Below are 13330 nucleotides of genomic sequence, written 5' to 3' on the forward strand. Positions count from 1 at the left end.
CGCCGGTCTCTCCTCTGCCGGTGGCGAACAGGCCAACTAATATATTAGTCACCTAGTTGAAGCAACTGGCTTCCTCACCTATGATATGGGGCAGCCGCACGGGCGGATGCGTGTCGCGGTCAAGGTGCGAAGAGGGACGGCATGGACTTGTCTGCCGAGGGATTGTTGCGAGGCGGGGCGGCTCGGGTCGACGGTGGGGGAACTGCCGCTGACAGGGTCTATGAAAGCCTGCGCGCCCGGATCATCGACATGCAGCTTGTCCCCGACGCCACACTTGGCCGTAGCGAGCTGGCGCAAGAGTACGGCGTCAGCCAGACCCCGGTGCGTGAGGCGCTGCAGCGGCTGGAAGAAGACGGCCTTGTCCGGATCTTTCCGCAGTCCAAGACCGTTGTCGCCCGGATCGACGAGGCGCAACTGAAAGAGATTCACTTCCTGCGGGTCGCCATCGAAACGGAAGTCGCCCGCCGCATGGCCGAGAAGGGCGACATGGCTGCGTTGAAACGCGCGCGCAGTTTCGTCCGGATGCAAGAGGCGCTTCAGGACGACCCGTCGCAAATGCTGCTGTTCAACGAACTCGACCGGGCGTTTCACCTGACATTGTTCGAGACGGTCGGCGTGCCCGCGCTTCACGCGATGCTGGCGCGGCGGCTGGGGCACCTAAGCCGGTGCCAGCGGCTGGAACTTCCGCGCAAGGGCAAGATGTCAGAGATCATCCACGGCCATCTGGCGGTGGTCGAAGGGATCGCGTCCGGCAATCCCGAACTGGCGGCCGCCGCGATGCGGGGCCATCTGGGGGCGACGATCCGGCGGATCGAAACCCTGCGCGACGAGCTTCCCGACTATTTCGAAAGCGGCACCGCGTAAGGCGGCTGGTCAGCCGGCCTTCGCTTTCATGTCGCCTTCATCGGGCCACGTGGCATCCGACAGGCGGAACTGTCCCACCATTTCGCCAAGCCGGGCAGAGCTTCCGTCCAGCCCGACGACTGCGGCGTGCGTTTCCTCTGCCATTGCAGCGTTGCGCTGTGTCAGCGTCTCGATGTTGGTGACGGATTCGTTGATCCGTCCGAAGGCCGTGGCCTGCGTTTCGGTCCGGTTGGCGATGTCGGCCATCAGGCCGTTGATCTCTTTCACCCGTTCAGAGGTGCTGTCGAGCGTTACGCCGACCTCTTTCAGGACCTTCTCGCCGCGGCCGACGTGATCCGAGCTTGTCTCGATCAGGTCGCGAATGTTGCGCGCGTTTTCGGCGGTGCGCTGGGCAAGCTGCCGGACCTCTTGCGCGACGACGGCAAAGCCGGACCCGGCATCGCCGGCGCGCGCGGCTTCGACCGCGGCGTTCAGCGCAAGCAGGTTGGTCTGCATCGAAATCTCGTCGATCACCGACACGATCTTCTCGATCTCGCGCGAACTGTTGGAAATCGCCCCCATCGCCGTGTTCGCTTGCGCCATAACCTCGCCCGAGCGGCCCACCAGCGTCGTCGCCTCGGCGGCGGCGCCGTTGGCGCGGCGGGCGGTGTCGGCGTTGGTCCGCATGGCGTCGCTGACCTGATCGACGGACGACACCGTCTGTTCCAGCATCCGGGCCTGTTCCTCTGTCCGGTCGGCAAGTTCCGAGATGGCGCGCGCAATCTCCGACACGCTGCCCGACACTTCCTCGGTACTGCCGGCGATTCCGGTCATGGTGCTTTCAAGGCTTTCGGTCGCGGCGTTGAAGTCGGCGCGCGCGTCGGCGATCTTGGCGGGCGCATCGTCACCCACGCGATAGGTCAGATCCCGGTCGGCCAGCGCGTTCAGCGCCTTTCCCAGGACCGCACGGGCGCGCGCGTCCTCTTCCGCTTCCTTGCGGAAATATTCGCCCATCGTCACCGTAAGATCGGCGAAGACCGAGGCGATGGCGCTTTCGGCCATGCGGTTCCGGTTTTCCGCTGTTTCGTCCTGGCTGGCATCCAGCAGTTCCGCGACCATCTTGCCGCAATAGACCGCATAGCCCCGCAGATAGGTGGCATAGTCGGTCATCGACGCGATGTTTTCGGCCAGTTGCGACTGAAGCGCGAAATAGTCGTCCGAGAAATCGCCCCGCGCGATGAACCCGAACTTGGCCTTTTCAGCCGCGTACAGGTCATCGGGCACGGCGGGCATCGACGCGTCCACTTGCCGATAGGCGCTTAAAAGAATGTCCCTAAGCCGCGGCAAAACAAGGTCATGCACCTGCTCGCCGACCCGGCGGTCGGCGTCACCCCAAGGCTTAACAACGTCCCTGATCGAAACGGACATCAGCATCTCCGGCAGTTGCTTCGGGATGCTGATGCCAGTTGCGCATTAGGATTCGGTAAAGCCGAAACGAAACGAGCGCCCGCCGGGGCAATGTGCCCGACGGCCCTACGTGCCAGAGATCGTGACGGGCACGCTTAGGGGGCCGTATTCCGGCCATGTGGTCATCGGGACCGGGCCCGTGATCTTGAACGCGGTGACGTTCTGCACGAACTGCTCCAGCGCCGCGGTGATCATCACCAGCGCGATGCCACGCCCGGCGCACATGTGCGGTCCACGGCCAAAGGCAAGGTGCGGCGGCTCGTCCTTGCGGTCCAGGCGGAAGGTATCGGGATCGCGGAACACCTCGGGGTCGCGGTTCGCAGCGGTGAAGGCCAATGCCACCGGTTCATCCCGCCGGATGGTCCGCCCGCAGACGGTGACATCGTCGACCGGGGTGCGGGCGAACCCGCGATAGGGCGTATACAGCCGCAGCAGTTCGTCCACGGCGGCCGGGATCTTGTCAGGTTCCGCGCGCAGCAGGGCAAGGTGTTCGGGGTGGCGTTCGAAATGCAGCGCCATCGACCCGATGAAGGTCGTCGGGGCGATGATTCCCACCACCAGAAGCTGCCGCACCGTGCCAAGGATGCCGTCGTCGGGCAGCGGTTCGCCGTTCACCCGCATCTCCAGCATGGCGCTGACCGGGTCGCTGCCGGGATCGCGCGGGGTGTCCTTGCGGTCGGCGATCAGTTCGGCGGCGGCCTTGTACAGCACCAGCGAGGTCTGCTGGATCAGATCAAGATCCATCGTTTCCAGCGCAAGGGTAAAGTCGTTGCCGATCCGGCGGATCGTGTCGGCGGTTTCGGCGGAAATGCCGAAGAACTCGGCCAGCACCATCGCAGGCAGCGGATAGCCGAAATCACGACACACGTCGAAGCTGCCTTGCGCCGCCAGCGGTTGGAACAGCCCCTCGGCCATCTTGCGGATCGCGGTTTCCCAAAACGCCATCCGTTCGCGCCGGAACAGCGGTGTCAGGGCCCGGCGATAGGGCGTGTGATCCGGCGGGTCCAGATGCAGCGGCGGCCGCCGCCCGGTCGTGGCGACGCGCGGCACCACGTTCTGCACGGCGGTGGTATAGCGCGTGGGATCAGAGATCGCGCTTTCCACGTCCTCGTACCGGGTGAACAGCCAGAAGCCGCCAAGGTCGTTGGAATGCGCGACCGGGCAACGCGACCGCAGGTCGCCGAACAGCGCGTGAACCGCGTCGAAATCGTCGGTCCCCGCGTCGAAGTCGTGGTCCTTGGAAAAGGATTCGGTGTTGCGGGGCTGGGGGCGGATGTCCATCGGACGCATGGCGGTGCCTTTCGGAATCAGGCCGGTGCGAGGCCGGCCAGCAACGTGGCGACAGGCAGCGCGGGATCGGCGGTTTCTAGGGAAAGCAGCATGTCGAGCGCACCAGAGCGCCCGACGCAGTCGGTGAATTTCGGCGTGAGCCGGGCAAAGGGCGTATCCCCGGCGCGCATCTCGGGCGGGTCGGGCAGCGGCCTGACGTCTTGCGTGCCGTTTGCCCATGTCAGCCGCGCAGTCGGGGTCGTGCCCGGTGCGCAGCTTGCAAGGCAGGCCCGCTGTGCCAGCGCCAGCCTGTCGGGGTCCTGCCGGGCGGCATCGTCGAATGCCAGCAGCCCCGGCGCCCCGTGCAAGATCGCCGAGGCAAAGCAGAACGGGATCGAGAACTTCGCCGCGATGGCCGTCGTGGGGCGGATGCGGTCGGCCCGTGGCGAGAACAGCATGTCGTCCGGCGGGGCCACGTCGAAGGCCACATCGTGCAGGTCCGCCGGGGCGACGCCCTGCGCCCGCAGGTCCAACGCCAGCGCGATGGCGCGATGGGTCCCCCGGCAGCAGGGCCACGGCTTTAGCGTTACGTCCGTCGCCAGCACCGGGTTTCCAACGTCCGCGAAGGGTGCGGGGTCGGGCGCGGCACCGGTCATCATGTGAACAAGGCCACCGTCTTCCGCCACCGGGTCGGTCGTGCCGGTGACCCCGGCCTGCGCCAGCATCACCGCCTCGGTCGCGGCGCGCGCGGCGAACCCGTCGCGGACGGCGCGCAGATCGCTTGCGGGGCTGCGTTTCAAGGCATCGCTCAGGGCGAATTGCGCCTGTGTTAGAGACAGTGCAGTAACGGTCCGTTCGTCATCCAGACCCAGAAGCAGCGTGCCGGCGAACGCCGCACCGAAGGCGCCGATCATCGGCGGGTGATACCAGCCGCGCGTCGCCGGATCGCGCGTCAGCGACAACCCGATGCGGCAGGCAAGATCGGCGCCAAGGATCAAGGCGCGAAGCACCTCTGCCAGCGGCTTGTCCGGCCCCAGCGCCAAAACGGTCGGGATCACCGCCGCGTTCACATGGAGGCCGGCGCGGTCGAAGGTGTCCTCGAAATCCAGCGCATGGGCCAGCGCGCCATTGGCCAGCGCGGCGGCCGGGGCCGGGGCGGTTCCCCCCGCCAGCAGCGGCGCGGGGCCGTGCCCGTACAGCCGCGCCTGCGTCTGGAACGGCTGGACCGCAGGTTCAAGCCGCAGGGCGCCAAGCATCACGGCCAGCCCATCCGCCAGACACAGCCGCGCCGCGTGCTGTGCGCTGGGCGCAAGGGCGTCCCACGACACGGCCCGCGACCGTGCGGCGATATCCAGCGTTACGGTCATGCTGGATCGGGCCGGATCGTGTCGCCATCCGCGCGATAGCGCATGGGCAGGCCCGCGGTCTCGGTGATCTCGCGCAGATACGACAGGATGCGGTCGAACTCTGGTTCGGAGGCCGACACGAAGCGGGGGGCAGAGTCCCGGTCGATCCAGACCGGAAGCAGCGTCAGATCCGCCACGCCACCAGACGTCAGCGTGGCCTCGACGGCGATGCTCATGCGCGAGTCCGGCGGGAAATTATAAGAAGAGGTGAAATCCGGCTCCCACCCCGGTGACAGAGACTGAATCTCGCGAAATCCACGCCCCGCCGCGTGTTCCGGCGTCATCCAGAGATCCAGAGCGAAGTTGGCCAGCGAATGAACGATCGGCTTGCCGTTGTGGAACTCCATCCCCTTGAGGATGTGCGCGTGACAGCCCAGCACCATGTCGGCCCCCGCGTCGATCGCGGCGCGGCCAACGTCGCGCTGATAGTCGGGGATCACCGCCGGAACGAAGTGGATGCCCGCGTGATGCGACAGGATCACCACGTCGACCCGATCCTTCAGCGCCCGGATCGAGCCTGTCAGCGCGGCAAGGTCTTCGCGATGCGGGAAGGTGTGGACGCGCGCGGGCGTGCCGGGCTGGTCGTGTTCGATCTGCTCATAGACGGTGTGGCCCCGCATCGGTGCGCAGCCGGGCTTGTCGTCATCCGCCCAGTAGTTCTGGGGCAGGATCGAATTGACCGCCAGAAACCCCACGGTGACGCCGCCGTGTTGTTCGATCACCGGGGCGCGGGCCTGCATGATGTTCGCCCCGGCCCCCATATGGCGCGCGCCTGCGCGGTCCAGATTGGCAAGCGTGTCGAACATCCCCTCGGGGCCCCAGTCCATCGTGTGGTTTCCGGCGAAGGACACGATGCTCAGCCCGGTCCCGACCAGCGCATCGGCGATCTCGGGCTTTCCGCGCACGGTATGACGAGCCTGCGGCACGCGCTGACCACGGGTCGTCAGGTTCACCTCTAGCTGGCAATAGCCAAGATCGGCGGCGCGGATTCGGTCCCTAACATGGGCAAAGATGCTGGCCGGGTCGTCCCGGTCGGGCGCGACGTCGCCCACGGCGATGAAGCGACAGGTCATGACCAGCCCCCGTCGTGGACCATGTGACAGGCGACGCCGTCCCGCGCCTCGGGGCGTTGTGCCTTGCAGATGTCGCGCGCGAAGGGGCAGCGCGTGTGATAGGCGCAACCCGGCGGAGGCGACAGCGGCGAGGGGATTTCCCCCTTCGGCGGCACGGCCACGCCCTGCGCATCCGGGTCGGCGGGAAGCGTCGCCGCCAGCAGAGCCTGCGTGTAGGGGTGTCGCGGCGCGGTGCAGATCTGTGCCGCCGGGCCGCGTTCGACGATGCGGCCAAGGTAGATCACAACCACCTCGTCGCACATGAACCGGACGGTCGCGAGGTCATGGCTGACGAACAGCGTGCCCAGCCCGTATTCGTCGCGCAGGTCCTTCAACGTGTTCAGGATCTGCGCCCGGATCGAGATGTCCTGCGACGACACCGGTTCGTCCAAAAGCATCAGTTCGGGTTTCGACGCCAGCGCCCGCGCTATGGCGATGCGCTGCCTTTGCCCGCCAGAGAACTCGGCCGGCAGCCGGTCGCCGTCGCGCGCCGAAAGGCCGACCGCTTCAAGCACCTCGTCGACCCGGGCGTCGATCTGCGCACGGCCAAGGTCGGTGTTCGCCGCCAGCGGTTCGCGGATGATCCGACGCACCCGCAGACGCGGGTTGAGCGAGGAATAGGGGTTCTGGAACACCGGCTGCACGGCCCGGCGAAAGGCGCGGCGTTCGGCGCGGCCTAGCGCGGACAGGGGCTTGCCCTTGAAGCGGACCTCTCCCGCTGTCGGGCTGTCGAGCATCAGGATCAGCCGGTTCAGGGTCGTCTTGCCGCAGCCCGACTCTCCGACCACGCCCAGCGACCGGCCCGGCAAGCAGTCTATCGTGACCTCTGTCAGCGCGTGCAGGGGGCCGCCTTTGGTCCGGAACGTGCGGCCCAGCGCATGGGTGGACAGGATCGCGGTCATGCTACGGCCTCTTGTCGGGCGTGCCAGCAGGCGACGTCATGTCCGGGGGCAAGGGTTTCGGTCGCGGGCGTCTTTTGGCAGGCCGTGGTCGCCAGCGGGCAGCGCGGATGGAAGGCACAGCCGCCGGGGCGATTGCCGACCGAGGGCGGCGCGCCCTCGATCACCGGAAGCCGGTCGGGCGCCGTGGCGGTTGACGGCACCGCGGCCAGCAATGCGCGGGTGTAGGGGTGGCGCGGGTTCGCGAAGATCTCGCGCACCGGGCCCGTTTCAACGATGCGGCCCGCGTACATGACCGCCACGCGGTCGCAGATGCGGGCGACCACGCCGAAATCATGGGTGATGAACAGCATCGCCATGTGATGCGCCGCCTGAAGCGCGCGCAGCAGTTCAAGAAACTGGAACTGGATCGTCGCATCCAAAGCGGTCGTCGGTTCGTCGCAGATGATCAGGCGCGGTTCTTGCGCCAGACCGATGGCGGACACGACTCGTTGGCGCATTCCACCGGACATTTGGTGCGGATAGCTGCGCAGCCGGTCAGCGGGCGAGGGGATGTTGACTTCGGCCAGCGCGGCCTCGGCGGTGGCTTGCAAGTCGTCGCGCCCGGCGCGGTGCAGCGCCTCTTTCAGCTGGGCACCGATGGAAAAGACGGGGTTCAAAGACGCCATCGGGTCCTGCAGGATCATCGAGATTTCGCCGCCCCGCAGCCCGCGCAACTGGCGTGGGCGCATCCGCAGCACGTCATCGCCATCCCACAGGATCCGGCCGGTCGTTCCTTCGGCCAGCAACGGCGGCGTCAGGCGCAGGACCGACATGCCCAGCGTCGACTTGCCGGACCCGCTTTCGCCCACCAGCCCCAGCGTCTCGCCGGGGCGGACGTCCAGTGACACGTCGTCCAGGATGGCGGGCGCGCTGCCGCCGGGGCCAAGGCGGACCGACAGGTTGCGGATCGACAGCAGGCTCATGCGGTGCGCCCCCTCAGGCCGGGATTGATGCGGTCGGTCAGCGCGTCGCCGACGATGTTGACGGCCATGACGACCAGCAGGATCGCGATGCCCGGGAACAGCGACACCCACCACGCGGTGACGACATAGCTGCGCCCCTCGGCCACCATCGACCCCCACGAGGGGTTCGGCGGCGGCACGCCCACGCCAAGGAAGGACAGCGAGGATTCCAGCACGATCACCACGCCCACCTGCAGCGTCGCCACCACGATCAGCGCCGGGGCGATGTTCGGCAGGATGTGCCGCGCGATGATCTGCACATGGGTCAGGCCCGACGTCCGGGCGAGGTCGACATAGTCCTCGGTCTTGACCCGCAACGTCTCGCCCCGCGCCATGCGGGCGTATTGCGACCAAAGCACCAGCGAAATCACCAGAACGATGTTCCCGAAGGACGGGCCAGACACGGCGCCGATCAGCAGCGCCAGCAGGATCACGGGCAGCGACAGGGCAAGGTCCACCAGCCGCATCAGCACCCGGTCCAGCCAGCCGCCGACATAGCCCGACAGGGTACCCACTGCGGTGCCGATGCTGCCCGCGATGGCGATGACGACGGCGCAGACGGTCAGGGAAATCCGTGCGCCTTCGACGATGCGGGCCAGCATGTCGCGGCCCAGCCGGTCGGTGCCCAGCGGATGTCCGGGCGTTCCCGGCGGATCAAGCCGCGCACGCAGGCTGCCTTTCAGCGGATCGTGTTCGATCAGATAGGGCCCGACCAGCGCGGTCAGCACGAAGAAGACCAGCAGGACTAGCGCGGCGCGGAAGGTGAAACGCTGCATCAGCCCCGGTCCCTCATGCGCGGGTCGATGGCGAGGTACAGCATATCGACGCAGAAATTGGCGAGGATGAAGCACGCGGTGATCACCAGCACCACGGTCTGGATCACCGGGAAATCACGCGACACAATACTTTCGTAGGCCAGCCGCCCGATGCCCGGCCATGCGAATACCGTCTCGACCACCACCGCGCCGGTAATCATGGTGGCGAAGAACGCGCCCATGAAGGTCACCACCGGGATCAGGCTGTTGGACAGCGCGTGTTTCAGGATCACGGTCGCCTCGGGCAGGCCCTTGATCCGGGCCAGCTTGACGTATTCCGAGGCCAGCGCGTCCAGCATCGAGGCGCGCACCAGCCGCAGCACCGCGGCCAGCGTGAAGATGCCCAGCGTCAGCGCGGGCAGCACGTAATGGGCCGCCGTGCCATAACCCGACGTCGGCAGCAGGCCCCAGTTCACCGACACCACGTAGATCAGCACGATCCCTAGCCAGAACGCTGGGACCGACTGGCCAAGCAGGGCCACCATGCGCAGGATCACGTCCACGGCGCCGCCCCGCGTGATCGCCGCCAGCACGCCCATCACGATGCCAAGGACCAAGGTAAATCCCAGCGCCACACCCGCCAGCGACAGCGAGGCGGGCAGGCGGTCCAGCACCAGTTCCAGCGCATCGCGCCGCCCGGCGGCGACGGACTGGCCGAAATCGCCCGACACCGCATTGCCAAGGAACGACAGGTACTGCCGCCACAACGGGCGATCCAGCTGGAGCTGCGCGATCAGCTGGTCGCGATCCTCGGCCGTCGCGCCGTCGCCCAGCAGCAAAGCCACCGGGTCGCCGGTCACCCGGCTGAGGATGAAGATGACAAGGCTCATCAGCAAAAGCGCGGCAAGCGCCTCTGCCAGACGGCCCAGGATCAGCTTGGTCATGCGGGATCTTTCAATTCAACGGTAGGGGCCAACGATAAAGGGCGGGCCGCACAGCGGCGCCCCGCCCGGGTCGCGGTCACTCGGCCTTGCCGACCTGATCGAAGTTGTAGACGTAGGACGTGTCGATCGACCAATCCCCGACGTCCGCGCCGACGCCATAGGGCTCGTTCGCCAGCACCATGAAGATCGCCCCGGCCTCGTCGCGGATGTACTGGCCGATGTCGGTCAGCTTCTCGCGGCGGGTGTCGCGGTCGGTCTCGGCGGCAAGCGACGCCAGCTTTTCCTCCAACTCGTCCGAGGTGAAGGATGCGAACAGCGACCGGGTCGAGAATCCCGCCTCGACCCCGTTTTCGGGATTGGCGAAGGGGAACCCCCGGTGGGTCATCGCGAAATCCAGCTTGCCGCCGCTTGTCCATTCCGACCGGATCGACGGCCAGTCGCCGGGTTCGATGGTGACGTTGATCCCCACATCCGCAAGGTACAGCGCCGCGGCCTCGGCCATCAGCGGCAGTTCCGCGCCCGGCGTGGTGGTGAAGGTCTTGAGCGTCATGTCGAACCCGTCGGGATAGCCGGCTTCGGTCAGCAGTTCGCGCGCCTTTTCGGGATCGTAGGGGTAGGGCGGCACGCTGTCCCACGCCGCGACCGGCGTGTCGCCGTTGGCGACGATGCCTTGGCCCGCGAACAGCTCGTCGATGATCGCCTGCTTGTCGATGGCATAGTTCATCGCCTGCCGCACGCGCCGATCCGCCCACGGCAGATCGGCGTTGAACCGCGCCTCGTCCGTCTGCACGACGCCGCCCAGACGGATCACCGGCGACCACGTCCGTTCGGCGGACACGATGCCGATGCCCGCGTCCTTCAGCCCGTCGATGCTGTCGAAACTGACCGGCGCGATGTCCGCTTCGCCGGCGCGCAGCATGGCCACGCGGGTGGCTTCTTCCGGCACCGCGCGAAAGCTGATCGTGCCCCATTCCGGCGAGACACGCCAATGGTCGCCCGCGCGCCGTGTCATCACGATCTCGGACCCGTCCACGCTGCTTTCCAGCACGTAGGCCCCGGTGCCAACCGGCGGTGCCGTGTCGGCGGCGTCGCCTTGCGCCTCGATATAGCTTTTGCAGACGATGCCCAACTGCTGCGCTTCGCCGAAGTAACCGGAATCCAGCAGGAAATCCGGCGCCTTGAGGTTCACCACCACGGTCCGGTCGTCCGGCGCCTCGACCGTGTCGATCACCCGCCGCATGGTCGAGGACGGCCCCGCCCGGCTGTCTTCGTCGATCAACCGCTCGATGGAATACTTTACGTCCGCTGCCGTGACATCGCCGCAGCTTTCATCGGAAAACGGCACGCCTTCGCGCAGGGTGAAGGTCCACTTGGTGCCGTCATCCTCGATCGTCCAGCTTTCGGCCAGACCGGGCTGTGTGTTGCCGTCTGCGTCGAGGTACACAAGGTATTCGTAGACGGTGTCGAGGTAGGTCTTGCGCTGACCGGACCCGCTCCACGGTGTCATCGTTTGTTCGGAAAAGGTCGGCAGGGCGATCACCAGCGTGTCGTCCTGCGCCTGTGCCGCGACAGGGGCCGCCAAGGCCACCGCCGCGCATAAAATCGGTCGCGCCAATCGGCTGAATCGGGGTCGGTGCATCGTATCCTCCCTTTGGATGCATGACGGTCCTCCGAATAAAGTTTCCATTGGAAACCGTATTTCTGTCAACAATTCTTTTCTGATTCTTGCGTTGCAGGCTGAAAACGGGCCAGTTTGTCGACAAAGCAGAAGGACACCCATGCAAACCGCCGATCCGCCGGGCGCCGCACCCAGCACCGAAGTCATCACTGCCGCGCTTAAGACGCGCATCTTTTCCGGCGCATTGCGGCCCGGTGTGCGGCTGATCGAGACCGAGCTGGCGGAAGAGTACGGCGTCGGGCGCGGCCGCATTCGCGAGGCCTTTCGCATTCTGGTGGGCGAAGGGCATCTTGTCTCTCACGCCAACCGGGGCGTGTTGGTGCGCCGGTACAGCCGCGCCGAGCTGCTGGACATGGGGCGCGCCCGCGAGGTACTGGAAAGCCTTGCCGCGCGGCTTGCGGCAGAACGCACCCTGACAGAGGACCAGCGCGATGCGTTGCGCGCGGTACAGGACCGGATGGATGCCGCCGAAGCGGCGCAGGATCTTGAGACCTACAGTCGCGAAAACCGCACCTATCACACGCTGATCGAAACGCTGGCGGACAACGCCCACGTCGCCGACCTGATCGAACGCGTGCGGGTCCCGTACCTTGGCTTGCGGCTGCCACAGCTTTTCGCGCTGGAACAGTTGCGCCAGTCGAACGAGGGGCACAGGTTCGTCACCTACGCCATCCTTGCAGGCGCGCCGGATGTCGCCGAAGCGGCGATGCGCAGCCACATCCGGTCGGGCAACGCCCACACCGCCGCGCTTCCGGACGAGATCTTCGACTAGTGCGCCCCGGTCGTCCGCCGAATGCGGCTTAAGACGTCTTCCGTGTCCGCGCCCAGCTTCGGGGCGCACTGGTCGACGCCAGGCCCATCACGCTGAAACCGGAAACCCGCGTTCAGCACGCGGTGACCGTCCGGCAGATCAAGGAACAGGTCGCGGTCCTGCAGCTGATCCATCGTCAGCGCCTCGCCCAGCGGGCGCACCTTGCCTGCCGGAACTCCGGCTTCCGCCAGCGCCTTTTCCCAATCGTCGGCCCCGCGCGTCGCGAAGCGGTCCAGCAAAAGCGCCCGCAGGTTGGTGTCATGGGCCATCCGCGCTTCGGGCGTCGCAAAGCGGTCGTCTTCCAGCAGCTCGGAACAGCCCAGCGTCCGGAACAGCCGCGCCACCTGTACCTGCTGCACGGCGCCGATGGTGATCTCTCCATCCGCAGTCTGGAACGTGTCCGCCGTGGGCGCGCCGGAAAACCCACGGTTTCCGGCCCGGACCGGAGCCTGTTGCGACAGCATCATCGGCACCACGACCGAGCTCATCATCACCATCGTCGCATCCAGCATCGACACGTCGATGACCTGCCCGCGACGATCCGGATCGCGTTCGCGCTGTAGCACCGCCGACAGGATCGCGAAGGCCGCAAGCAGGGCCGAATAGGTGTCGACCAGCGGAAAGCCGATGCGTTCCGCCGGTTCGCCTTCGTGTCCCGACAAAAGCATCAGGCCGGACATGCTTTGGATCACTTGGTCGATGGCGGGATAGTCACGCAACGGCCCGTCTTGGCCAAAGCCAGAGACAGAGCAGTAGATCAGGCCGGGATGCGCAGCGGTCAGCCGGTCCGCGCCCAGCCCAAGGCGGTCGGCGACACCGGGGCGGAAATTCTCGACGAAGACGTCCGCCGTGGCGACCAGATCGCGGGCGGCGGCGCGGCCTTCATCGGTCTTCAGATCCAGCACGATGGACCGCTTGCCCGCGTTGGCCCCGACGAAGGGCTCGGCCATGCCGCGCCGATCCGGGTCTTGCGTGTAATAGCGCATCGGGTCGCCCGCGGGCGGCTCGACCTTGATGACCTGGGCCCCCAGCAGGTTAAGGAACTGCGTCGCAAGCGGCCCGGCGATCACGTGACTGAAGTCGGCAATCCGGATGCCGTCGAGCGGTTTTGCCATCTGTGTTCCTCCCCGGTCCACCCCTCA

12 protein-coding genes are annotated in these 13330 nt (G+C 66.7%); 2 read left to right on the forward strand and 10 right to left on the reverse strand.

The genetic code is table 11. The annotated features are described in order from the left end of the window. Nucleotides 1-141 precede the first annotated feature (141 nt). Nucleotides 142-864, forward strand: coding sequence for a GntR family transcriptional regulator (locus P1K30_RS07820; RefSeq protein WP_275632133.1), 723 nt, complete (start codon nucleotides 142-144; stop codon nucleotides 862-864). Nucleotides 865-873: 9 nt separating this feature from the next. Here the strand turns inward: P1K30_RS07820 and P1K30_RS07825 are convergent, their stop codons facing one another. The 9 genes from P1K30_RS07825 to P1K30_RS07865 form a co-directional block, all read right to left on the reverse strand. Continuing rightward, nucleotides 874-2271, reverse strand: a complete 1398-nt coding sequence (locus tag P1K30_RS07825) for a methyl-accepting chemotaxis protein (RefSeq protein ID WP_275632134.1) — start codon at nucleotides 2269-2271, stop codon at nucleotides 874-876. Between the two features lie 105 nt (nucleotides 2272-2376). Continuing rightward, nucleotides 2377-3600 (reverse strand): cytochrome P450, encoded by a 1224-nt coding sequence (locus tag P1K30_RS07830; RefSeq protein WP_275632135.1) that lies wholly within the window; start codon nucleotides 3598-3600, stop codon nucleotides 2377-2379. 17 nt (nucleotides 3601-3617) lie between these two features. Then, nucleotides 3618-4946: an MmgE/PrpD family protein gene (locus P1K30_RS07835; protein ID WP_275632136.1), complete on the reverse strand. Its 1329-nt coding sequence runs from the start codon at nucleotides 4944-4946 to the stop codon at nucleotides 3618-3620. Next, on the reverse strand, nucleotides 4943-6058 hold the full coding sequence (locus P1K30_RS07840; protein WP_275632137.1) for a CapA family protein: 1116 nt from the start codon (nucleotides 6056-6058) through the stop codon (nucleotides 4943-4945). Before P1K30_RS07840 ends, P1K30_RS07835 begins: the two co-directional genes overlap by 4 nt. Continuing rightward, the gene (locus tag P1K30_RS07845; protein WP_275632138.1) at nucleotides 6055-6999 is read right to left on the reverse strand and encodes an oligopeptide/dipeptide ABC transporter ATP-binding protein; all 945 of its coding nucleotides are present in this window, start codon (nucleotides 6997-6999) and stop codon (nucleotides 6055-6057) included. Before P1K30_RS07845 ends, P1K30_RS07840 begins: the two co-directional genes overlap by 4 nt. Next, complete coding sequence (locus P1K30_RS07850) at nucleotides 6996-7961, reverse strand: ABC transporter ATP-binding protein (RefSeq protein ID WP_275632139.1); 966 nt, start codon at nucleotides 7959-7961, stop codon at nucleotides 6996-6998. Before P1K30_RS07850 ends, P1K30_RS07845 begins: the two co-directional genes overlap by 4 nt. Next, entirely contained in the window at nucleotides 7958-8776 is an 819-nt protein-coding gene (locus P1K30_RS07855; protein ID WP_275632140.1) for an ABC transporter permease, read from the reverse strand. Before P1K30_RS07855 ends, P1K30_RS07850 begins: the two co-directional genes overlap by 4 nt. After that, on the reverse strand, nucleotides 8776-9699 hold the full coding sequence (locus tag P1K30_RS07860; protein WP_275632141.1) for an ABC transporter permease: 924 nt from the start codon (nucleotides 9697-9699) through the stop codon (nucleotides 8776-8778). The genes P1K30_RS07855 and P1K30_RS07860 overlap by 1 nt, the downstream gene beginning before the upstream one ends. Nucleotides 9700-9775: 76 nt before the next feature. Continuing rightward, nucleotides 9776-11281, reverse strand: coding sequence for an ABC transporter substrate-binding protein (locus P1K30_RS07865; RefSeq protein ID WP_275632142.1), 1506 nt, complete (start codon nucleotides 11279-11281; stop codon nucleotides 9776-9778). A gap of 196 nt (nucleotides 11282-11477) precedes the next feature. Between P1K30_RS07865 and P1K30_RS07870 the strand changes: the two genes are divergently transcribed. After that, nucleotides 11478-12149: a GntR family transcriptional regulator gene (locus tag P1K30_RS07870; RefSeq protein WP_275632143.1), complete on the forward strand. Its 672-nt coding sequence runs from the start codon at nucleotides 11478-11480 to the stop codon at nucleotides 12147-12149. On the opposite strand, the gene P1K30_RS07875 is transcribed toward P1K30_RS07870, so the two are convergent. Next, nucleotides 12146-13303, reverse strand: a complete 1158-nt coding sequence (locus P1K30_RS07875; RefSeq protein ID WP_275632144.1) for a CaiB/BaiF CoA transferase family protein — start codon at nucleotides 13301-13303, stop codon at nucleotides 12146-12148. The genes P1K30_RS07870 and P1K30_RS07875 overlap by 4 nt on opposite strands. Nucleotides 13304-13330: the final 27 nt, after the last annotated feature.

The sequence above is a fragment of the Psychromarinibacter halotolerans genome, assembly GCF_029168315.1.
GTDB classification, from domain to species: domain Bacteria; phylum Pseudomonadota; class Alphaproteobacteria; order Rhodobacterales; family Rhodobacteraceae; genus Psychromarinibacter; species Psychromarinibacter halotolerans.